Source organism: Schleiferilactobacillus perolens DSM 12744, from assembly GCF_001435585.1.
In the GTDB taxonomy this organism is placed as follows: domain Bacteria; phylum Bacillota; class Bacilli; order Lactobacillales; family Lactobacillaceae; genus Schleiferilactobacillus; species Schleiferilactobacillus perolens.
In genome coordinates this window covers 88,643-110,354 of sequence record NZ_AZEC01000006.1, presented here as the reverse complement: position 1 = coordinate 110,354, position 21,712 = coordinate 88,643, and the positions used below count along the sequence as shown (strand labels likewise).

Annotated in this window: 18 protein-coding genes; 6 read left to right on the top strand and 12 right to left on the bottom strand. The window is 50.3% G+C overall.

Features of this window, described 5'->3' with window-relative positions:
* The first annotated feature begins 69 nt into the window (after nucleotides 1-69).
* From FD09_RS08655 to nrdF, 4 genes are all read left to right on the top strand, one after another.
* Nucleotides 70-1,284, top strand: a complete 1,215-nt coding sequence (locus FD09_RS08655; protein WP_057820422.1) for an aminotransferase-like domain-containing protein — start codon at nucleotides 70-72, stop codon at nucleotides 1,282-1,284.
* A 285-nt stretch (nucleotides 1,285-1,569) separates the two neighbouring features.
* Nucleotides 1,570-1,800, top strand: a complete 231-nt coding sequence (gene nrdH / locus FD09_RS08650; RefSeq protein WP_057820417.1) for a glutaredoxin-like protein NrdH — start codon at nucleotides 1,570-1,572, stop codon at nucleotides 1,798-1,800.
* A 125-nt stretch (nucleotides 1,801-1,925) separates the two neighbouring features.
* Nucleotides 1,926-4,091, top strand: a complete 2,166-nt coding sequence (gene nrdE / locus FD09_RS08645; RefSeq protein ID WP_057820414.1) for a class 1b ribonucleoside-diphosphate reductase subunit alpha — start codon at nucleotides 1,926-1,928, stop codon at nucleotides 4,089-4,091.
* Nucleotides 4,092-4,127: 36 nt separating this feature from the next.
* Nucleotides 4,128-5,129: a class 1b ribonucleoside-diphosphate reductase subunit beta gene (nrdF, locus tag FD09_RS08640; protein ID WP_057820412.1), complete on the top strand. Its 1,002-nt coding sequence runs from the start codon at nucleotides 4,128-4,130 to the stop codon at nucleotides 5,127-5,129.
* A gap of 289 nt (nucleotides 5,130-5,418) precedes the next feature.
* Here the strand turns inward: nrdF and FD09_RS08635 are convergent, their stop codons facing one another.
* From FD09_RS08635 to FD09_RS08605, 7 genes are all read right to left on the bottom strand, one after another.
* On the bottom strand, nucleotides 5,419-6,555 hold the full coding sequence (locus FD09_RS08635; RefSeq protein WP_057820410.1) for a hypothetical protein: 1,137 nt from the start codon (nucleotides 6,553-6,555) through the stop codon (nucleotides 5,419-5,421).
* The gene (locus FD09_RS08630) at nucleotides 6,527-7,054 is read right to left on the bottom strand and encodes a sigma-70 family RNA polymerase sigma factor (protein ID WP_057820408.1); all 528 of its coding nucleotides are present in this window, start codon (nucleotides 7,052-7,054) and stop codon (nucleotides 6,527-6,529) included. The genes FD09_RS08635 and FD09_RS08630 overlap by 29 nt, the downstream gene beginning before the upstream one ends.
* Before the next feature lie 116 nt (nucleotides 7,055-7,170).
* Nucleotides 7,171-8,370 carry a CPBP family intramembrane glutamic endopeptidase gene (locus tag FD09_RS08625; RefSeq protein ID WP_057820406.1) on the bottom strand — a complete coding sequence of 400 codons (1,200 nt, stop codon included), beginning with the start codon at nucleotides 8,368-8,370 and terminating at the stop codon, nucleotides 7,171-7,173.
* A 130-nt stretch (nucleotides 8,371-8,500) separates the two neighbouring features.
* A complete protein-coding gene (locus FD09_RS08620; protein ID WP_057820404.1) occupies nucleotides 8,501-9,040 on the bottom strand; it encodes a GNAT family N-acetyltransferase in 540 nt (179 codons plus the stop codon).
* A complete protein-coding gene (locus tag FD09_RS08615; protein ID WP_057820403.1) occupies nucleotides 9,027-9,395 on the bottom strand; it encodes a DUF1634 domain-containing protein in 369 nt (122 codons plus the stop codon). Before FD09_RS08615 ends, FD09_RS08620 begins: the two co-directional genes overlap by 14 nt.
* Nucleotides 9,395-10,246 carry a sulfite exporter TauE/SafE family protein gene (locus tag FD09_RS08610; protein ID WP_057820401.1) on the bottom strand — a complete coding sequence of 284 codons (852 nt, stop codon included), beginning with the start codon at nucleotides 10,244-10,246 and terminating at the stop codon, nucleotides 9,395-9,397. Before FD09_RS08610 ends, FD09_RS08615 begins: the two co-directional genes overlap by 1 nt.
* Before the next feature lie 2 nt (nucleotides 10,247-10,248).
* On the bottom strand, nucleotides 10,249-10,953 hold the full coding sequence (locus tag FD09_RS08605) for a hypothetical protein (protein WP_057820399.1): 705 nt from the start codon (nucleotides 10,951-10,953) through the stop codon (nucleotides 10,249-10,251).
* A gap of 143 nt (nucleotides 10,954-11,096) precedes the next feature.
* On the opposite strand from FD09_RS08605, the gene FD09_RS08600 reads away from it, so the two are divergent.
* On the top strand, nucleotides 11,097-12,056 hold the full coding sequence (locus FD09_RS08600; RefSeq protein ID WP_057820395.1) for a helix-turn-helix domain-containing protein: 960 nt from the start codon (nucleotides 11,097-11,099) through the stop codon (nucleotides 12,054-12,056).
* Nucleotides 12,057-12,171: 115 nt separating this feature from the next.
* Here FD09_RS08600 and FD09_RS08595 read toward each other — a convergent pair whose 3' ends face one another.
* Together FD09_RS08595 and FD09_RS08590 are read right to left on the bottom strand one after the other, a co-directional pair.
* Entirely contained in the window at nucleotides 12,172-13,473 is a 1,302-nt protein-coding gene (locus tag FD09_RS08595) for an ABC transporter substrate-binding protein (RefSeq protein WP_057820394.1), read from the bottom strand.
* A gap of 204 nt (nucleotides 13,474-13,677) precedes the next feature.
* On the bottom strand, nucleotides 13,678-14,646 hold the full coding sequence (locus FD09_RS08590) for a helix-turn-helix domain-containing protein (RefSeq protein WP_057820392.1): 969 nt from the start codon (nucleotides 14,644-14,646) through the stop codon (nucleotides 13,678-13,680).
* A 96-nt stretch (nucleotides 14,647-14,742) separates the two neighbouring features.
* On the opposite strand from FD09_RS08590, the gene FD09_RS08585 reads away from it, so the two are divergent.
* Nucleotides 14,743-16,029: an MFS transporter gene (locus FD09_RS08585; RefSeq protein WP_057820391.1), complete on the top strand. Its 1,287-nt coding sequence runs from the start codon at nucleotides 14,743-14,745 to the stop codon at nucleotides 16,027-16,029.
* Here FD09_RS08585 and FD09_RS08580 read toward each other — a convergent pair.
* From FD09_RS08580 to FD09_RS08570, 3 genes are read right to left on the bottom strand one after another with little or no spacing between them, the layout of a single operon-like run.
* Nucleotides 15,989-17,884, bottom strand: a complete 1,896-nt coding sequence (locus FD09_RS08580; protein ID WP_057820389.1) for an alpha-glucosidase — start codon at nucleotides 17,882-17,884, stop codon at nucleotides 15,989-15,991. The genes FD09_RS08585 and FD09_RS08580 overlap by 41 nt on opposite strands.
* The gene (locus tag FD09_RS08575; RefSeq protein WP_057820386.1) at nucleotides 17,881-19,272 is read right to left on the bottom strand and encodes a glycoside-pentoside-hexuronide (GPH):cation symporter; all 1,392 of its coding nucleotides are present in this window, start codon (nucleotides 19,270-19,272) and stop codon (nucleotides 17,881-17,883) included. Before FD09_RS08575 ends, FD09_RS08580 begins: the two co-directional genes overlap by 4 nt.
* On the bottom strand, nucleotides 19,265-21,607 hold the full coding sequence (locus tag FD09_RS08570; RefSeq protein ID WP_057820384.1) for an alpha-galactosidase: 2,343 nt from the start codon (nucleotides 21,605-21,607) through the stop codon (nucleotides 19,265-19,267). The genes FD09_RS08575 and FD09_RS08570 overlap by 8 nt, the downstream gene beginning before the upstream one ends.
* Between the last annotated feature and the right edge of the window lie 105 nt (nucleotides 21,608-21,712).

Here is a 21,712-nt window from a genome sequence, read left to right as displayed (position 1 = left end):
AGGCAGAAACAATTTACCGCGCCGGATCGAGCGTGCCGCGCACGCAATACTAATCAGGGGGTCATCATTATGAAAAAGGAAATTTTTGCTAAACGGACCATTGAAGCAGCTCAGGCGGGCATTGCCGATGCATTTGCCGCCAGTAACAACACCGAGTTGATCTCCTTTGCCGGCGGCTTCCCTGATGCCCAACTCTTCCCAAATGACGAAATGGGTGAAAGCTTCCGTCAAGCCTTCACCGAAAATAGTTTAAATGTTTTGCAATATCACGATAACCGCGGTTATGCTAAGTTGCGTCAGATCTTGGCCAAGCGCCTCACGGCCGATGGCACAAATACCAGCGCGGATGATATTATTTTGACCCAAGGTGCGCAACAGGCCATTGATCTGGTTGCCCGCATGCTCATCAACCCCGGCGACGGCTTGGTCGTGGAAGCACCGACTTACTTTGGTGCGCTGGGCGCGTTCGATGCTTACGATCCGACTTATTATGAAATCCCCATGGACGCCGATGGCATGAACATGCACGCCCTGCAAAAAGTGTTAATGGCCCATTCCGTGAAGATGATCTACACGATCCCTGATTTTCAGAATCCCACCGGCGCAGTGATGTCCCTGGCTAAGCGTCAAGAATTGATCCGGTTAGCTAACCAATACGATGTGGTGGTCCTGGAAGATTCCCCGTACCGCTGGCTGCGTTTTTCTGGCAAACAATTGCCGACACTGCGTTCTCTGGACACCGAAGACCGGGTCATTTCCCTAGGCAGTTTCTCGAAGATCCTGGCTCCCGGCCTGCGTCTGGGTTGGGCAACCGGCGGTCAAAAGTGGATTGATGCCATTGCCACTCTGAAGAACGGTGCGGATCTAGAAAGTCCCTTCATCACGATGGTGGCCGTAGCCAATTACTTAAGCAATAATGATTTGGATGCCCACTTGGCGACATTGCGGAAAATTTACGCTAGCAAAAAGGACGCTATGGTGGCTGCGCTGCAAGAGAACTTGCCCAATGGCTTCACGGTGAATAACCCCCAAGGCGGTTTCTTCGTTTGGCTGCAAGCGCCGGCTGGGGTCGATATGGGCCAGATCATGAAAGCCGACATCACCCCTAACGAAGGCGTTGCCTATATTCCGTCACAGAACTTGTATCCATCTAAGACCGTCTGCAATGCAGCTCGGTTGAACTTCACCGGTGAAGACATCCCCACGATTCAAAAGGGAATCGCCCGGTTAAGCAAGGCGCTACAAAAGTACGCACCAGTGGTACCGGCTGCGGCCCTTTCCTAATTATTTTGCACCACCAGATATAGGGCTTTCTGAATTTTTTGAACCTGCAAAAATTCAGAAAGTCCTTTTGTTATCGATTGCACAATTCCTGCACATTTCTATGGGTCTAGGCGCGTGGAACGCGGCCTGGTGTGGATTTTCAAGGGGTGCCTCACAAATGGCCGATATCATTTGATACCACTGAATGTGGTGCTACTGTAAATAAGTAAGCACAACATATTGTGTTCTGTGCGCTAACGCTTTATACTTAACACATGAATTAAGTGAACTACTGGAGGGATTCCGATGAGTCAAGTGGTTGTATATACCCGTACCGGTTGCATGCAATGTCGCATGACCGAGCGTTATTTAAAGGAACACAACGTGCCGTTTGAAGAGCACAATATCAATGAAGAGCCGCAATACGTGGATCATTTGAAGGCTTTGGGTTTCCGTTCGCTGCCTGTCGTGATGCCTAAAGACGCCGAACCCATTGTCGGTTTTCGGCCTGATTCACTCAAAGCATTGGTCGGCTAGCCGCATCAAGATGGTTGCAAAATGACCGTTTGAAAACACCAAGGCGTGGTCGTGAATTGCCCCTTGGTGTTTTTTTGACCCATTTCACGCATTCGCTAGGATTGTAGAAAGGACAGTGGTGCAGCATGTCACTGAAGACGCTGGACATTGATAAAGTGTCATATTTCAAACTCAATAACGAGGTGAACCGCCCCGTTAACGGCAAGATTCCGTTGAACAAGGATAAAGAAGCTTTGGCCGCATTTTTACAGGAAAATGTGCAGCCCAATATGAAACACTTCGATTCCATCTTGGCGAAGATCGATTATTTAATCGCCAATGATTATTTGGAAGAAGGGTTCATCGATAAGTACCCGCGGCAGTTTATTGCTGACCTGTACCAGCGCCTGCTGGATGTGGATTTCCACTTCCAGTCTTTCATGGCCGCCTACAAGTTTTACAACCAATATGCCATGAAGACCAACGACGGTACTGAATATCTGGAAAACATCGAGGAGCGGGTTCTTTTTAACGCCTTGTATTTCGCAGATGGCGATCAATCCTTGGCGACGGATATTGCGGATGAAATTATCCATCAGCGGTATCAACCGGCCACCCCGTCCTTCCTGAATGCTGGTCGCGCGCGCCGGGGCGAGTTTGTATCGTGTTTCTTGATCCAGTTAACCGATGACATGAACAGCATTGGCCGGGGAATCAATTCGGCCTTGCAACTGTCTCGAATCGGCGGCGGCGTGGGGATTGCCCTGTCCAATCTGCGTGAAGCCGGTGCGCCCATCAAGGGCATCGAAGGAGCTTCCAGCGGTGTGTTGCCCGTCATGAAATTGCTAGAAGACAGCTTTTCATACAGCAACCAGTTAGGCCAGCGGCAAGGAGCTGGTGCCGTTTATTTGAATGTCTTCCATCCTGATGTCATCCGCTTCCTGTCCGCAAAGAAGGAAAATGCCGATGAAAAGATTCGGGTGAAGACTCTCAGCTTAGGTCTGGTGGTTCCGGATAAGTTCTATGAATTAGTCCGGGAAGATGCCGACATGTATCTCTTCTCCCCCTACTCTGTGGAACGCGAATACCACGAACCCTTTGCTTATGTAGACATCACCAAGGAATATGACAATTTGGTGGCCAATCCGCGGATCAAGAAGTACAAGATCAAGGCTCGGGATTTAGAGAACGAAATTTCTAAGTTACAACAGGAATCCGGCTATCCTTATATCTTGAATGTGGATACCGCCAACCGCAGCAATCCCATCGATGGCAAGATCGTCATGTCCAATCTGTGTTCTGAAATCCAGCAGGTTCAGATTCCGTCCAAGATCGATGATGCCCAACATTATGAGGAAATGGGTACCGATGTCAGCTGCAACTTGGGTTCTACGAATATCTTGAATCTGATGCATTCACCGGACTTCGGCCACTCTGTGCGAATCATGACCCGAGCGTTAACTTATATCACCGACCATTCCAATATCGTCGCCGTACCCACCGTCGCCCACGGCAACAAGTTGAGCCACTCCATCGGTTTGGGCGCCATGGGGTTGCATACCTTCCTAGCGGTCAACCATATGGAATACGGTTCTAAAGAAGCGCTGGATTTTGTGAGTACCTACTTCATGTTGCTGAACTACTGGACATTGGTGGAATCCAACAACATTGCCCGGGAACGCCATGAATCGTTCTATAATTTTGAAAAATCCAAGTACGCTGATGGTTCATATTTCGATAAATACTTGGACAACAGTTTTGCGCCCAAGACTGCTCGGGTTCAGAAGCTGTTTGCAGACATCTTCGTTCCCGCCACCGCTGATTGGGCCGCTCTACGCGATGCGATTAAAAAGTACGGTCTGTATCATCAAAATCGGTTGGCCGTGGCACCAACTGGGTCCATTTCATACATCAACGACACCAGTGCCTCACTCCATCCGATTACCCGCTTAGTCGAAGAGCGGACTGAGAAGAAGAACGGCAAGTTGTACTTCCCAGCGCCCCACCTGAGCAACGACACACTGCCTTATTACAAGTCTGCGTATGACACAGATATGCGTAAAGTGATCGACACCTATGCGGCGGCCCAGGCGCATGTCGACCAGGGTATGAGCCTCACCTTGTTCCTGCGCTCCACGATTCCCGATGGTTTGTACGACTGGAAGCACGAGCCGGAACAAACCACCCGGGATTTGAGCATTTTGCGTAACTATGCTTTTTACCAGGGAATCAAGTCCCTGTACTATGTCCGGACATTTACGGATGATGCCCAGGAAGTTGGCAGCAACGACTGTGAAAGTTGTATTATCTAGTTATGCATTCCGCAAGAATCGGTAAAGGAGTTAAACATGGCGAACACTGACACACCGAGCAGTACGTATTACAAAGCAATTAACTGGAACAACATCGAAGACCAAATCGATAAGGCCACATGGGAAAAGCTGACCGAGCAGTTTTGGCTTGATACTCGGATTCCGCTATCCAACGACTTGGATGACTGGCGGACCCTGTCTCCCCTGGAGCACACACTGGTGGGTCACGTCTTTGGCGGTCTCACCCTGCTGGATACCCTGCAGTCCCAGGATGGTATGAACCAAGTCCGCAAAGATGTCCGGACACCCCAGGAGCTGGCGGTTTTTAACCAGATTCAGTTCATGGAATCGGTCCACGCCAAGAGTTATTCTTCCATCTTCAGCACACTGAATACGTCAGAAGAAATTGACGAAATCTTTGACTGGACCAGCAAGAACCCCTATCTGCAGAAAAAGGCCAAAATCGTCAATGAGATTTACCAAAACGGGACACCATTGGAGAAAAAGGTGGCCAGTGTCTTCTTGGAAACCTTCTTGTTCTATTCAGGTTTCTACACGCCGCTGTATTACTTGGGCAACAACAAGTTGGCTAATGTGGCGGAAATCATCAAGTTGATTATTCGGGATGAATCTGTGCATGGGACATATATTGGTTATAAGTTCCAGCTTGGCTTCAACGAGTTATCTGATGATGAGCAGCAGCGTCTGCGGGATTGGATGTACGATTTATTGTATGAACTGGCATCCAACGAAGAGAATTATACAGAGACGTTGTACGGTGAAATTGGCTGGGTCGATGAAGTAAAGGTATTCTTACACTACAACGCCAACAAAGCTTTGATGAATCTGGGGCAGGAACCGTTGTATCCGGAGACTGCGGATGATGTGAACCCGATCGTCATGAATGGGATTTCGACGGGGACGTCAAATCATGACTTCTTCTCGCAGGTGGGTAATGGGTACTTGCTGGGTCATGTGGAAGCGATGAATGATTCGGATTATGATATTGGTCGGCCGAAGAAGGACGACAAGAAGTAATTGAGTGCACACTAAAAAGGGTTGCGGCAGTAGTCTCCTCTGATGTCGTGCCAAGTGCTGCGCAATCTCCGGCTGACTGAGGCTGGAACGCTGTGACGGCGGTTTGAGCCCGCAAAGTGCGCGGTCTCAAACACGTCTAACAACATCAGCGCGGAAAACCACCGCGCTGTGTTGTTTCCACAGCTGAGCCTCATTCAGCCTCCGATTGCTCCGCACTTGGCACTGGTTGCATCGGGGATCTGACTATTGCTTCAACCCTTTTTGTGTCCAGATTTTTTCTCGAATCAACTTATTTTTCGAGTAATGACTTCAACGGCACAGTGAATGAACCGACTGTTTGGCGTTCGTGGCCGGATTTGCTGGGAATTTCTAGGACGAATTTGACTTGGGTGCCGGCGGGGGCGGTGGTGAGTTTGTGTTTGGTCGCCGCGCCGGTGGTGTATATTTTGGCGAATGTGGAACTGAACTGAGTGGTGACTTGTTTGCCGGTGGTCTTGGTGTTTAAGAATTGGCCGCCGCTGGCCAGTTGGAGCATACCGACTTCCTTGCCCGCTGCGTCGACGAGTTTGGCTTCTGATATCCAAGCGGCTTGTTGGTAGTTGCTGATTTGTTTTTTGGTCATCTCATCCGTGATCGTGAATGCGGTGGTGTAATTGATCACCATCGAGGTGCCCGTGGTTTTGGCATTCACGAGATGGCCGGTGACTTTCCCGCCGAACGGGACGGCTGCCGAGATTGTTTGTTGAATTGGGACGTCTTTCATTGGCGGCTGTTGCAACGGAATGTTGCCAAAATCAACGGTTTGGTGCACACCGTTGATATCGGTTAGCTGCAGTTTGATGCCTGTCACGGCCGCAGGATCTGGGCCGATGGTATAAAAGGCGATGACTTGCCGATAATGGCCCAACACAATCTTGCCAAAATTAAAGTTTGTGTCCATGATCGCCTGGCCATTGGTTTGCTGAACTTTCACCATTTGTTGGCGTAAGTGGTCGGGTTGGATGCCGGGGCCGGTGTAATCGACAATGACTGCCGCCACGCCCGCCGTGGTGATCGTACCAATGGGTTGGACCTTAATGCCCCCCACTTCTTGCGCGGGCACGCTCAGCTTATGATAATTGTCCGTATCGGCCAAGTCTCCGAGGATGGCATCCATGGTGTCATCAAAATAGTGGGTCTTGGCCATTTCTTTATCTAATAGTTGCGTAAATGCCGGGATGATTCCCCCCGCTTGAATCGATACTGGGGCAATCACTGCGGTACCAGCTAGCAGCACAGTAGCCGCGGCTCCCATGATCGCCCAGTGGCGCCGATTGGTCCGCCGTTGCCGGGGAGCCGCATCACTGATCCCCCGGGCAATGGCTGCACTCACTAAATTCTCTGGTACCGGAATAGTCTCAATGGTTTTGTGAAAATCGGTATTCATGAATGACGTCTCCTTCCTCACGCATCCGCTGCAATCCTCTAGCGATCCGACTCTTGACGGTCCCTGTGGGAATGTGCAGCACTTGGGCCACTTCTTGCAGCGATAAGTCGTTGAAATAATAGAGAATCAAGACATCGCGCAACTTAGGCGGTAGTTTATTCAGATCCTGCAACAAGTCCCAATGCAGTTCTGGTCGAGCAGCCGTGGTTCCCTGATGCATGTCGGCCAACTCAGTGTTTTTCTGATGCCGCAGCAATCGGTATGCCGAGTTAATCAGAATACGAATGAGCCAGGTATCAAAGAACTCTGGCTGGCGCAGCTTTTTAATGCTCAGCATCGCCTGCAGCGCTGTTTCCTGAATGACATCCAGCGCATCCGTCTGGTTATGGACGTAAAGAAAAGCCGTTCGATAGAGCTTATCTTGACGGGCCTGTAACAATTGACCCAATGCCTCCCCGTCTCCCGCTTGGGCCTGGGTAATTAGCGATCCTTCATTCATGTTGTCCCTCCTTATTCGTCACACCAATTAGTGCCACTGAGAAGGTAAAAGGTTCCATTTTCTGTATAAAAAAGACGACGTATCATGATATCGACATGATGCGCCGTCCAATTAGTCTAAGTCAACGAATCGAGTGTTTGCTGCGCCACTGCCCGCTGTTTCCCCATTGTGAGCAGGGCTGCGGCAGCCACGAAGATTAATGTGGTAATGATCGTAATTTCCCACTGATAAAGATTCGGTGTCGTCGAAATTACCGTCCCCGTGGCGAAGAAACCCATCAGATCAGTCATCGTATGCATCAGGATGGCCAGGCTAATGCTGCCACTGTAGAAGTACAGCGCGGCCATGAACAGCCCGCCGCCAAATGCGGATATCATTTGGTTCACTGTAGCTGGCACATTTTGCACCACCAGGTTGGTGATGTGCCACAAGCCAAAGATAGCGCCACTGATCAGAGCCAGTGTAAACGGTGACCGATGCGCCCAGTGTTGCGGCAGAGTAAGCAGCAGCGAGACGATCAAGCCTCGATGCAGCCACTCTTCCCCAATCCCTGCCTCTAGCGCTTGGTAAAATAAATTCAACTTGGGATAATGTGGCACCGCCCAGTGTGTGAGCAGGGTCTGCCATTGATCGGCCGTGCTAAATCCATTGAAAATGACATACGCGGTGCCCACCACGACCGCAATCAAAAGAATGGACCAACGCAGATTCTTATTAAAACGCCACCGCGGTAGTTTGATGTGCCATAACGGGGCAAAAACGAAGGAGGCCAAAACAAACATCAAAATACCCATCAAATTAGTGTCGATGACATCTCCGAGGATACCGTGTTTCGCCAATCCCATGGGTGACCAAAACATTGTGGGATACAGACCAAAGGCCGAAAACACAACAAATAGAAGCATCAACGTGCGATCCAATGTCGATTTAATTTCCGGCAAAACGACCTTCGCAAAGAGAATAGCAATTCCTACCATCAGAAGAATACCCAAAGGTGCCATGATCAAGGCTGGTAAATGCGTGCTATTATGCAGCATGGTTAAGAGATCCGCTAATAGAATACTGGTTAAATTAAGAAAAACGATGCTCATGGCATAGGCCAGCACTGAATGCCAGCGGCCATGCCCACTATGATATAAGAACAGATACAAGAACACCGTGAATACTGCAAAAATAACCAATTGCAGGATCAATTGACTTATTTTTCCCCGATGTAACTGCAACACGGCCCAGGCTCGCCACCCCATACTGATTAATGCCGCCAACAACACTGTCCACATCGTCCAGCGTCGATATTGTCTTGCTTGTTTATCCATGATGCTTCGCTTCTTTCCATTATTTCCCACATTTGTTCCATCGATGCCATTATACCATGGTTAATTAAAAAGGGTTTCAAAAATGCACAAAAAAAGCATTCCAACATTTCGTCAGAATGCGCATTGTCATTTAAAAGTCCCAATAAAAATAGATGTCTGACTTGCCCTCTTGTACGGTATGGTTGTAGTCCCGAGTATTGAGCCCACCAATCCGGAAACCATTGGCTAAATAAAATTGGCAGGCATCAATGTTGTTATCCTGACCAATGGTAGACACACCCGCATAACCATGGTGTTTCGCGATGGGAATCGCAGCGGCCAATAATTGGCGCGCAATCCCTTGGTGCCGAAAGGCCTGGCTCACCTTTAAGTCATCCAAATACAAATACTTGAAGAATGCCGCCTGATAAATCGCCAGCCCCACCGGCACATCGCCAGTAAAAGCCCCCAGAGCGAACCCCTTTTCAGCCACCTCGGCGTATTGGTAGTGTTCCTCTGGAAAAGTCTGCAGGGTTGTCGTGGCAGTTTCCTCAATCCGATAGTGCCATGCAGAATCATCCCGGGTCACGATCATTCGGCCGTGCAATAGAAACGGCTCATTTGGCAATTGTAACGCTGCTGTGTCTTGAGCTGTCAGTTGGCGAATATGCACTGTGTTATTTTCCGGCATAGCCAATCACCATCGCAATCACCAGAATCACCAACACGATCGACGTGATTGCGACATACAAGGAATCTCTTTCCACAATGAAGGCATAAATCGAGACGGCCACCCGCAACACCGGTGTGAGAATCAAACAGAATAATCCCAGCATGATGATGGCAAAAGGTTTGAGTTGGATGACACCTTGAAAAATCGCCCGAAATCCCAGGGGTACCTGGTCATTGGGGTAACCGCTGCCGCCTTCTAAGAACAACGCCAGTAAGCCGACGGCAATTACAATTGCCGAAATGATGACCCCAATGCGCAAAATTACGCCAATGAGTTGTTCCACGCTGGCCATTTCTTTTTTACGATCGACCATCAGATGTTCACCCCGAATCCTTTCAATGCCATCTGCAAGCCCATATAAATCAGGATCGGAATGAAGATCATCCGAATCACCCGAGGCCGCAAGCGGGTCATAATATGGGTCCCAATCGTGGCTCCCACTAAAATACCAATGGCCAACGGCGCCGCAATTTGCGGCTGAATGGAGCCATTAAAGAAATACACTGTCGCACTGGCGGCTGCCGTGACTCCCATCATCAGATTGGAAGTCGCACTGGACGGCTTCAAGGGCATCTTCATAATCGTATCCATGGCAATAACCTTGAACGCGCCGCTGCCGATCCCGAGCAAACCGGAAGCAATCCCGGCGCCAAACATCATGGCAAATCCACCAGGGACATTTTTGACTTGATAATCGACTTCCTTGTGTTCAAACACATCGTAATAACTGCCATTCAGATTCAATTTTTCTGACCATTTATCGGGAGTCACGGGACGATAGGCTTCGTCTTGGGTGCCCCGCAATTTGCGAATCATGTTGGTACTGGAATACATCAGCAACAGACCAAAGAAAATATACAGCATGGCGTGGGGAATGACGCCGGTGAGCAGCGCCCCAGTGATTGCCCCCACCGTGGTGGCAATTTCCAGAAACATCGCCACGCGTAAATTCAATAGATCATCTTTAATATAAGCGACGGTCGCCCCAGAGCTGGTGGCAATCACCGCAATGATGCTGGCACCGATGGCATACTTAATATCGATACCCATCATAATGGTCAGTACTGGCGTGATGATCATGCCACCGCCGATACCGAGGATCGCACCAAAAATACCCGCCAGCAGCCCCACGGCGATAAGTTCAAGTACTTGCTGTACGACCATAGCTATTCCTCCGTGGTTTTCTTTGCCCGACTGGTCCGGCTCGTCGCCGTCTTACGGGTGGTGGTCTTCTTAGCGGTCGTCGTCTTGCGGGTGGTTGTCCGCTTCTTCGCTGGTGCCTTCTTAGCCGCCGCGGTACGGCGAGTGGTCGTCTTCTTAGCCGCGGGTTTCCGAGTAGTCGTTCGTTTCGTCGGCGTCTTCTTTTCTGCCGCCGCTTTAGCCTTCTCTGCCGCTTCAATTTCCGCCGGTGTCGGATGCTCAACGGTTTGCAGATAATCCCACTTTTCCTGTGCCGCTGTCAGGATTTGGTTGCGAATCGGATCGCCATGCTTGACGAACTCGTCTACAGTTGCCATCTCGTCAATGCGCAGATGGGAGACATTGATGTCGTCAGACTCCGTAATGAAATAAACATTGACCGGCGCCGTGGCGTTCAAGTCAAAGAACTGGTAAAGCTTATTGCTGTCGGCCAGGGGTAAATTAATGACGTTGGTTTCCAACCGGAAAGTCACCGGCACTTCGGTGGCGATGGTCAGATTGGCCTGAGTCATTTGCTCCGCAGACACGCTGGCTTCAAAATTATCCAGTAAACTACTCAGAACGCTAGTGAGGCCCTCTTTTTTTATTTGCGCAGGGGTCTTCGTAATAGTCACCGTATGGACTTGTTCTGCTGGCACCATGTCCACGATTTTTTGCACTTGAATTTCCACGAGAAATCTCCTTTTTGTCTGTACTTATTCACCTATACTAACACGGAGCCAGCGAAGTAGAAAAACTGAACTCGATGCTAACCATCACTTGCATATCTGCAAGTGGCATTGTTATACTCGGGCAAAGAGAGAAAGGTGAGCATATGAATTATGGCGCATTGATCCGCAGAATTCGGCAGGCCAAACACGTCCGGTTGACCGATCTGGCCGATGATCAGCTGTCTGAAGCATTATTGTCGCGGTTTGAACGGGGCCAAACCGATATGACGCTGAATAAGTTTATTCATTTGTTGACCCGGCTGCATGTCACCCCAGATGAATTTATCGCCCACACTGAACAACACGAAGATGGTCACGAACCTTATGCCAATAACGGTGCTTTCTTTGGTCATTTTCCAAGCTTCTTTTTTCGCTTAGAGGCCAGTGGTCACCTGGAAGAACCCCACAAAGTGTTGCGTGAAGCGGAAGACTTGCTGCAGATCACTGAAAAAGAATATCGGGCGAGTCCTACCCGGTGGCATCTCATTAGTCTGCGCGGGGCGCAGTTGCATCTCAGGCGAGCAAAGCAGCACCTGGACCCGCAGTATATGACCACCATCGACTTTACCCCGGTCAAAGAATACTTGCTCAATCTCGACATGTGGACCAGCGTGGACATGTGGGTATACGCCTACTTCCTGACCCAACTGGACGATGACGCCAACCATCTCATTCTCCAAGCCGCCGCCAAGCACATCCCGAATCACGCCACCGTCTCTTCTTGGCGCGATGTGTTATTTCCAGTGGGAGAGGCCCAATTTGTCACCTTCATGAGTCACCACAGACTAGAATATGCCCGTGATGCATTAGACGTCCTCAACAAAATTAAGACCAATCTGCGCCCCCAGGAAGCCATGAACGCCGAAGTCCGCCTCAATTTCCTCACCGGTTGGCTGAACCTCGATCAAGGAGCCGACCGCCAAACGGCACTGCGCCAAATGGACGACGCCATTTCAATTTTTTCCATTCTCCATTATGACTGGGAAACCCGTTATTACAGCAGTTTAAAGGCTAAGATTACAGGCAAAGACCCGACCCCGATTGAACCAGATATATTCATCTAATTGCTTGCGCAGCATTGGCACGGCAGTCACCCAATTTCACAAGAAAAGGGCTGGCCCCGTTCGTCTCCTCTTGGAAATGAACAGGCCAGTCCTTTTGGCTAGGTATCTGTAAAAGTTAGTTGTTTTCTTTGATCGTTTGTTCCGTCTTTTGCTGTAAAGTCTTCAACTCAGCCGTTGGATCAGCCTTCTTCGTCACCGTGTGATCAACGAACTCCAACAAGTTGTTGCGGAATTCACCATAACCGGCGAAAATCGTCGAAGCAAAGGAATGATCGTTGGCCTCAGCGGCGGCTTTGAACTGCGGTACTTTCTTCAGATAGTTTTGATAAATCTTGCTTTGGACACCACTCTTGGTGACTGGTGTATAACCAGAATCAACGGCCCATTGCGCAGTGTTGTCTGTCTTCATCAAGAACTTCATGAACGCCCAGGCACCATCTTGTTGGGCCTTCGTGGCACCCTTGAAGACGACGTTGTCGTTACCGGCCAAAGCCGATGTGGACTTGCCGTTATATTCCGGTACTAAGGCCGTATCCCAATTCAAAGTCTTGGGGGCCTGTTGCAATAGTGCTGGAATAGTGGCGGAAGAACCGATGCCAAAGACCGTCTTGCTCGCGGAGAATGGATAGGAGAAGTACTTATCCTCCCCGGCAGTCCGGGCATATCCCTTGTTAATGAGATCCATCAAGGTGTTTTCAGCCTTGATCGTCTTCGGGTTGTCCATGTTGACCTTCAGTTTCGGCGTCACGTATTGGCTGCCGGCGGCATAAGCCATGCCTTCCAGCTCCATATCGTAACTGCTGTCAAAAATCAATGTGTAGAGGTTATCCTTCTTCAAGGTTTCCCCGTAAGAAGCCAACTCTTCCCAAGTCTTCGGTACCTTCAGGTTGTACTTCTTCAGCAAGTCTTTGTTGTAAAAAAGGACCCGCGTCGACAGAGAATAAGGCGTTGCATATTGCTTGCCCTTGTAAGTCCCTGTAGCCCAGAATGCTGGATCCACATCGGCCTTTTCATCTGCCGTCCACTTATTAGCGCCGGAGTTAATTTCACTGTCCAACGGTTGTAAGAGGTTGCTCTTGACGTAATCCCCAATATTGGTGTAAGGCGCTTGCGCCATGACGGGCAAAGTCTTGGACTTCGCCGCGGCCATGATCTTTTGTTGCAACGCATCATAGGAGCCCTGGGAAGTCGCGACCACCTTGTACTTGTTTTGCGACTTGTTGAACTTATCAATGAGCTTTTGTTGCGCCTTATCCCAACTGCCGGTCATCCGGTGCCAATAAGTAATGGTCACCGGCTTAGTGCTCTTCGAACTGCTACTGCTGGAACTACTATTACTATTGCTGCAACCAGCCATAATCAGCATGGCAGCCAGCGCCAGTGTCGATACAAGCGCTAAAAGCTTTGTTTTCTTCATGATATAATGTCCCTCATTTTCCTATACTGACGAACGCCAATGATCGACAATGGAAGCCATTCGCCGTTGATTTGTCCCTAGCCCAGACAAATACATTATGCAATACATTCGCAGTACCGTCAATGAATCAGTTCGGTAAAATCCGAACATTATCGTTTGAAGTATGCAAGAATTCCCGTGAAATGTTCGGTTTTGATTGAATCATCAATAGATGATACCAGCGTCTGGATCATGGTATCCCGCGATAATCACATTGCGGTACTTAGTCAAGCGCTGGACAATGACTGGTTGATCCAAAATGTGTGCAATGCTGATGGCCTGATCACACATTTCTTTACCCTGATCAAAATTTTCCTCATACATGGTGTACCAGCCCCGTTGGAACCGCAAAATGACAGCTTCCATCAATTCACCAGTATTGCGCACCAAGTCAGCCTGCTGATCCAGACATTCTTTGGCCCACTGGGTATTGCCGCCATTAATAAATGTGCGAAAAGCCCCCGCCAATAAATTCAGCCGCAACTTGTAAATGAGCGGCAGCGCTTCTTCTTTAGCAGAAAGTGACAACGCCGTACCCAATAATTGATGGACCGTGGCCGGCGCCATGAAGTTTTGAAAAAGCGTGAAGGTGACCAATTCAAAACTACCCCAATTGTCGATGGTATACAGATAACTGACCACCGGCCGCGTCATGGCTTGAATGGCTGCCCAATCGGTCTGCCGTTCGTGGAGACTATCCGTAATGAATACCCGATTGATGGCGATAAAAATCTTCAACAGCTGGCCCCAGCGCGTGGTGTCGTCTAAAGTGGCGGCAATTTTGGCCAGCGCCGCCAAATCAGCTGGCGTATTGCCACCGCGATTGCTGCGGTCAATAATTTGCCATATGTCATTCAGCGGTAACGGAGAATCGGCGGTGAGATAGAAACTGCGCAGCATGTCCATCTGAATAGCGGGAACCACCCCGCGCTTGGTGGCTCGCAGAAACAAAAATTCCTCAAAGGGGACATTAATCTGACTGAGTAAGTGTTCCAACCGATTGAAACTGATGCGGGTTTCGCCCCGTTCGAATTTACCGATGAACGACACACTATTTTGCGGATCGGCCAATTCAGTTAGCGTCATGCCTCGGTCTTTGCGCAGTTGACGGAACAACGGCCCTTCAATATTCATCCGGTTCACCTTTTTTCTCATATAGTGGTATTTCACCCACTGCTCATTCTCCCACTTGTATGCTGGCAGTACAAATTAAAGAAAAAGGTGATCGTGATGCACGAATATCGAAAAAACAGAGGGTTTAGGGCCTTAATTAATGCCAGCTTGCTGGACGGGATTGGTAACGCCCTGTTTAATATTGTTTTTGTCATCTATGCCAGTACCCTGCCCTTTAATAAGTTGGCCGTTTCCTTGGCCAGTCTTGCGGGATTACTGCCCTCATTGTTAATGATGGTGACTGGGTATTGGGCGGATCGTGCAACTAAAAAAACAGGCGCGATGATCGCCGCCCGTTTCGGTCAATTTGCACTATTTATTGGGTTAACCTTGCTGATTCGGCTACCTGGTACGTTGATGATTTTCTTGGTCCTATTAGCCATCAATGTCGTTTCAGATATTCTCGGGCAATATTCTGCCGGGTTAGGATTGCCCCTCTTTCGCCGGTTACTTCCTGACGAAGCACTCAATAGCGCCATGTCCTTTGAAAGTGCCACGCAGACCACTGTGGGAATGGTATTTGAAGGCATTGGGGCATGGACCATCGTGCTATTGCACCATGACTTCGCCCTGTTTGGATTCATCAATGCCGTCACGTTCCTGGCGGCGGCCTTAGTGATCGGCCATCGGCGGCGATTATTGCGCCACGCCGAGCCAGCAGTCAATGCTGGCGCGAATGCCACCCCATCATTCAAAAATAGCCTGCAAGCCCTGGTCAAACTCGCCCAAGAGAACCACTTCATTGGTTGGTCTGTTGCTCTTGCTTTCTGCGTCAACATGATCGGCATGAGCATTAGCGGCTTACAAAACGTCACATTATTGCAAGAAAGTTCTGCTTGGATCGGCAATTATGGTAATACCGTAGCCATCCTCAGTATCACATTCTCTCTGGGGGTAATCGCCGGTGCCTTGTTCAGTAACGACCCCTTCAAACGGGTCAGTATCATCAGCATGATTGGCGGCGTCACTGCTTTGGCGGCCTTGCTCGGCGTGAGTTTCATGGCCTCCTGGGGCATCGTCCCGGTGATTATCTTGAACTTTGTCATTGCTTATTTACTAGGAAAAGTCAATCCGCGCTTCAGTACCGTTCTATTGATGACCGTTGACGAACATCACTTGGGCGCCACCATGGGAGCGATGAGCACCATTGTGACCCTGGGTGCACCTTTGGGTCAAGCAGTGTTCTTAGGCATTGCCAACATTATCAGTCCCGCAACGAGCTGGCTGATCTTTGCCGTCAGTGCCCTCGCCATCACTGTGTTCACTGCGGTGTTGACACGGCGCATCTCTGACCCCTCAGTCTTTACTCCGGCAAGCGATAGACTCGCGCCTCGTAAGCCTTGAAGCGACCGTCGTGGGCAGGATAGTTACGATATAACAAACTGCCGCCAGCCGGAATCGTCATGCGCTTTTGGCGGGCACTCAAATTGATGAGCACTTGGATCGGCTGATGGTCATCATCCCGACGGATATAGGACCAGGCGTTGCGCCGCCGATCCACGGTATCCGTCGCGCCATATACCAGCACTGGATTAGCCTGGCGCAACTTGATCAGGTGCCGATAAGTGGACCATACCGACCGGGGGTTGGCCATTTCACTGTAGGCGTTGTACTGCCGATAATCGTCGTCCCCCGCCAACCACGGCGTCCCAGTGGTGAACCCGCCATGGGGGGTCGTATCCCAAGGCATGGGTGTGCGGGCATGATCCCGCGAACCCGCCAGTAAAACGGCCAAGGCGGCCTGTTCTGTTTGTCCAGCGGCCAGTAGTTCATGATACTTATTGATACTTTCCACATCTTGAAAATCACGGATATTGTGGAATTGGGCATTCACTCGGCCTAGCTCCTGGCCTTGGAAAATGAAAGGGGTGCCCCGCAGCGTTAACTCAATTACTGCCAACAATTTAGCGATGGCTATGCGGTATTGAGGATCTGGATTGGCCTTGGAAATCATCCGCGGATTGTCGTGATTTTCAATGAATAAGGCCTGCCAGTAATGGCTGCCGTAGTGGTCTTGATAGTCTGCCAAGTAATCTCGCAGATAATTCAAATCATATCGGTAATCGTCCCAGCGCACGTGACCGGGAGTCTCTAAGACATCGAAATCAAAGACCATATCCAGTTCATGGCGGTAATCCCCCGTCAACAACTTACTCATTTGCATTCCGATCCCCGGCGTTTCTCCCACCGAAAAAGCATGGTGGGGCGTAAAGCTGCGTTCTTGCAGCTCCCGCAAATATTCATGGAGATGGCGGCCGTAAAAGTATTCTTCTACCCCGGTAAAGCCCATGAGCTGGCCGATCAATGGATCGCCAGCGGGCAACCCGGGGTTTTTCGCGATGTAATTGATCACGTCTAGTCGGAACCCGTCCACGCCACGGTCCAGCCACCAATTAACCATATGACACACCGCGTCCCGTACCGGCGGATAAGACCAATTCAAGTCCATCTGCTTCGGTGAGAACAAATGCAGCCCCCACAATTGCTGCTCAGGGAACCAGCGCCAGGCACTACCGGAAAAGAATGACGTCCAGTTGTTTGGGGGCGTGTCGGGTTGACCGGGCCGCAGAAAATAATATTGGCCAAATGGCCCTGATGGATCAGCCAATGCTTTTTGAAACCACGGGTGCTCATCCGAGGTATGGTTCACTACCAAGTCCATGATCAGTTTCATACCCCGCGCATGCAGACCATCCCGCAATCGGTCGAAGTCGGCCATGGTGCCAAACTCGGCCATGATTTTTTGGTAATTACGGATATCGTAACCCATATCGTCATTGGGCGAGTCATAAATTGGCGACAGCCAGACAGCGGTGATCCCCAATTCCTGCAGGTAATCCAACCGGTCAATAATACCCGGCAAATCACCAATGCCATCACCGTTACTATCCTGGAAGGAGCGCGGATAAATCTGATAAAACACCGCCTCTTTCCACCACGCTGGCAACATGGAACCGTCGTCTTTGCGCGGAATAGCTTGTTCACCATTCAACAGATTAAGCACTTTTTGGAAAAAGGCTTGATTGAGCTTGCCCCGTGTGAGCGTTTGAATAGACTGGAGGGATAAATTACCCACCACCGGATTCGTCAGCCACTTGGGCGAACGTCCCACCTGTAATAAAATCTTGGCGATAATATCGTGGCCCACCGGATGACGATAAATATCTTTCAGTTTGCTTTTCATGGTCCAGGTGGTCATGGCTTTTGCTCCCTTCTCTTGGCCAGGTCCTGCACAATTTTTTGATAGAACTGGGCGTCAATCTTGTAGTGGCGGCGGTAAACGAGATAGCCGGCCAGGATGCACAGCAGCGGTAAAATCATCATGAAACTTTTGAAAATCCAAATGCCTTGGGCAGTCATCCGCGCGGCACTGCCCGCTTCCTTCATACCAGACAAGATCAAGGTGAAACCGACCACCCCATTGGCGATGGCCCCGCCCAGCTTATTGATGAAGGCCTGCAGCGATAGCGTGATACTTTCATTGCGCTGGTGAAATAGCCATTCGCCGTACTCCACGGTATCCGTGATGAACATCAGCATGAGCAGCTGAATCGCCGCCTGGCCGACAAAAATCAGCACCCCGGCTAAGCCGATGAACAGCATCGTCGTCGTGGGCGCAAAAAAGAAGATCACGTAGCCAAGAACGACCATGCCCGTGGTCACCCGGTACATTTTTTGCCGGGAAAAGTGGCGGCTGACCAGCGGGAATAAGCTCAGCGAAAGGATTTGCGAAATTCCGAGGACCAAGGCAAAAACGGAATACATGGTTTCATTGCCATAAACATACTTGAAGTAGTAGATGCCAAAACTGGTCGTGGTGACATACCCCACCATGAACAGAGTCAGCGAGATGGTGATCCAAAGGAGCTGATCATTTTTGAAAATCACCTGCACCATTCCCTTGAGCGTGGTATGCCCCTGCTCTTGGGTACTGAAGCGGCCTTCACGCGTCAAGCTCAAACTGATCGTCAAGAAGAACAACATCACGATCACGACGCAGATCGCTAGTAATTGATATGCCCCAGACAGGCTGCCACTGGTGAACCGGGTCAGCCAATTGGTGATCGGCACAATGCCCACCACCATGGCAAACAGACCGATATTGGCACAGATTCGGGCGAACCCGCCGATGCGCTCCCGCTCCTGTTGATCCTGACTAAGTGCCGGCAGCATACCCCAATAGCCGATGTCATTGGCGGTGAAACTGATTTCCCACAGGATATATGTCAATAAGAAGACCGCCAAGAATGCCCCTCCGGTCAGATGCCAATCGGTGAACATCAAAACGGTGAAAACAGAGGTCACCAAGCCACCGGCAACGATCCAGGGTTTGAACTTACCAAAACGGCTATGGGTATTATCGACGACGATGCCCATAAAGGGGTCATTCACGGCGTCAAACACTCGGGTAATAATCATGATCACGGTCACCCCGCCCAGCAGTGAGGTGGGAATTTTGATCACATCGGTTAGATAAAACAGCAGATACATACTGACCATCGTATATAAAGCATCCCGGCCGATGGTGCCGATACCAAAACCGTAACGATTACGGCGGGTTTGGGGAGATACACTCGGTTTAGTCATCATGGGCCTCCGCTGCCGGCTGGATACAATAAAGCGTGGAACCATAGTCTCCGAGCATGCGCACCTGCTTATTGTATCCTGAACCCATGAATTGATTCACCAGTAACACGCCGGTGGCCAATAACGCCCCAGTACCCACATAATGTTCCTGGGCATCAGGCAAGCTGAGATGGCGACTGGCAGTGGTCATGATTCTGCCATGGGGATCTAATTTGACCGGGGTGACATGTTTCAAGAGCTCACCAAACCGGTCGATCATCAACCGCTGAGGTTTGCTGTCCATTGTGTACAGCGTATTGGCGACCAGCCCGGTCACCGGCAGCCGATCATACGTGGGTGAGGCCGGCACATGCTGCTGGAAGAAACCAGCAATGGCTTGATCCCCGCGTTGCACTTGCCAGAGAAATTGGCCAGGGCGGCGACCAAAATGGCGGCTGAATTGGCCAAATTGAAGCAACGCCCGATGCTTTTTATAGAATTCCGTCTGGTCTCGAATCTCAGCCCGTTCAATGGGCGTCAATAAATTGAGATCCATTTCATATCCAAGCACCCCGAAGCTGGCCACATTTCCTCGGGTCGACAGCGGCGTATCCCGCAGCGTTTGCTGGTGGGGCGCACTGGACACATGGGCGGAAATGGTCGATAGCGGATAAAGATAGCTAAGACCCTGTTGAATATCCAGCCGTTCAATCGGATCAGTGTCGTCTGATGTCCAAATCTGAGGACCAAACGTCATCATCCCGAGATCGAACCGATTGCCGCCGGATGAACAAGTCTCTAGTAAAATATTGGGCCGCGGGTTAAATATCCGCCGCAGTACATCGTACAGCCCCAAAATATAGCGATGATTAAACTCTGCCTGTTCCGTCAATGCAGCGGAATACATATCAGTCAGATGCCGGTTCATGTCCCACTTCACATAACTGATCCCAGTCTCATCAATGGTTCGACTGACATTGTCCACGATGTAATCCCGCACTTCTGGCCGAGTGAGATCCAACACCAACTGATGGCGGCCCAGGACAGGCTGACGGCCAGGCACGCGCACGGCCCAGTCCGGATGGTCCGCGTACAACCGGCTCTTTTCGTTGACCATTTCTGGTTCAAACCATAACCCCACCTGCAAGCCAAGCGCATTCACTTGGGTGACAAAGTCCCGCAGACCATGGCGAAACTTCTTCGGATTCACATCATAATCCCCTAACCCCTGGGTATCATCATTCCGGGTGCCAAACCAGCCGTCATCAATGACGAATAGTTCCACCCCCAAGTCTTTGGCTTGTTTTGCCAACTCAAACAGTTTTTTGTCATTAAAGTTAAAGAAAGTGGCTTCCCAGTTGTTGTACACCACCGGCCGTTCCCGTTGTTGGAAATGCGCCGGCACCACGTGGTTATTCACGAATTGATGGAAATGGTGGGAGACGCCGTTAAAGCCCGCATCCGAGAACGTCAGCACTGCACTGGGGGTTTCAAAATCACTATTGGGGGCCAATTGCCAATGGAAGCCCTGGCTATTAATGCCGGTCATGATTCTTAAGAAATCCTGATTATTCCGCTGGATCCGGCTTTCGTGATTCCCGCTATAAAACAAATTGACGCCATATGCCCAGCCTGTATCTTCCGTCGCGGCCTTTTCACCCACCAAGAAGCCCGGATTCTGCCGGTTGGAACTGGCACCAGTGAGACTGTTCAGCACGATCGTGCCGTCCTCCACGGGCTGCACATGATGGTGAGCTTCACTGGCCCAGCCCCCAGAAAACGAATGGACTTGGTAGTCGAGATTGGGCATATCCCACTGAGCACTCATGATTTTATCGATCACCAAGGTTTGCTCAGTATGATTGTGCAAAGTGGCGCGCCGACTGATCACATCCGTCGCCGGGAAGACGGTGTATTCCAGCGTGAGGGTGATGTCTTGCACTTGATCCTTCAGCGTCACGATCAAAGTATCCGCTTCGCTGGCACTGGCCTTACCGTATGGCAGCGTCGGTGACGGCACGACTCCAGCGACGATACGGTATTTTTCGTACACAAAATCCGACACATAGGTCCCGTCGGCCATTTTCACGATCAACGGACTATCCCGGAAGTCCCCCCGGCCAAACCCGGCATATTCCTGGGGCAATGTGTCCAGACTGTACGAGACATCGCTTTCGTCATACGCCACAGTACTGCCCAACTGCGCCGTATGCTTAAAGGCCACCGCCGCCGGGTCCTGGGGAATCTGGCGCGGGCCAAAATAGAGATGTTCCAATTGGCCATGGGCAGTGACGCGGAACCAATACGAGGTATGGACAGTCGTGAGATAAAAAACGTGCTGCTTTTCTTCAATCATCAATATGACCTCCAGGGGGTGCTGCGTTCAATTGGATGCAGGGCAGAACCCGATTTATGCGTGCTGAAAAAGCTTTCTAGATATCTTCATTATAACGAATGAGTT

Coding starts and splice junctions, on each gene's coding strand:
- FD09_RS08595 (WP_057820394.1), bottom strand. CDS start 13,473: ATGAAGAAAACAAAGCTTTTAGCGCTTGTATCGACACTGGCGCTGGCT.
- FD09_RS08630 (WP_057820408.1), bottom strand. CDS start 7,054: ATGAATGAAGGATCGCTAATTACCCAGGCCCAAGCGGGAGACGGGGAG.
- FD09_RS08615 (WP_057820403.1), bottom strand. CDS start 9,395: ATGGTCGATCGTAAAAAAGAAATGGCCAGCGTGGAACAACTCATTGGC.
- FD09_RS08610 (WP_057820401.1), bottom strand. CDS start 10,246: ATGGTCGTACAGCAAGTACTTGAACTTATCGCCGTGGGGCTGCTGGCG.
- FD09_RS08585 (WP_057820391.1), top strand. CDS start 14,743: ATGCACGAATATCGAAAAAACAGAGGGTTTAGGGCCTTAATTAATGCC.
- FD09_RS08580 (WP_057820389.1), bottom strand. CDS start 17,884: ATGACCACCTGGACCATGAAAAGCAAACTGAAAGATATTTATCGTCAT.
- FD09_RS08590 (WP_057820392.1), bottom strand. CDS start 14,646: ATGAATATTGAAGGGCCGTTGTTCCGTCAACTGCGCAAAGACCGAGGC.
- nrdH (WP_057820417.1), top strand. CDS start 1,570: ATGAGTCAAGTGGTTGTATATACCCGTACCGGTTGCATGCAATGTCGC.
- FD09_RS08635 (WP_057820410.1), bottom strand. CDS start 6,555: ATGAATACCGATTTTCACAAAACCATTGAGACTATTCCGGTACCAGAG.
- nrdF (WP_057820412.1), top strand. CDS start 4,128: ATGGCGAACACTGACACACCGAGCAGTACGTATTACAAAGCAATTAAC.
- FD09_RS08600 (WP_057820395.1), top strand. CDS start 11,097: ATGAATTATGGCGCATTGATCCGCAGAATTCGGCAGGCCAAACACGTC.
- FD09_RS08620 (WP_057820404.1), bottom strand. CDS start 9,040: ATGCCGGAAAATAACACAGTGCATATTCGCCAACTGACAGCTCAAGAC.
- FD09_RS08625 (WP_057820406.1), bottom strand. CDS start 8,370: ATGGATAAACAAGCAAGACAATATCGACGCTGGACGATGTGGACAGTG.
- FD09_RS08655 (WP_057820422.1), top strand. CDS start 70: ATGAAAAAGGAAATTTTTGCTAAACGGACCATTGAAGCAGCTCAGGCG.
- nrdE (WP_057820414.1), top strand. CDS start 1,926: ATGTCACTGAAGACGCTGGACATTGATAAAGTGTCATATTTCAAACTC.
- FD09_RS08570 (WP_057820384.1), bottom strand. CDS start 21,607: ATGATTGAAGAAAAGCAGCACGTTTTTTATCTCACGACTGTCCATACC.
- FD09_RS08575 (WP_057820386.1), bottom strand. CDS start 19,272: ATGACTAAACCGAGTGTATCTCCCCAAACCCGCCGTAATCGTTACGGT.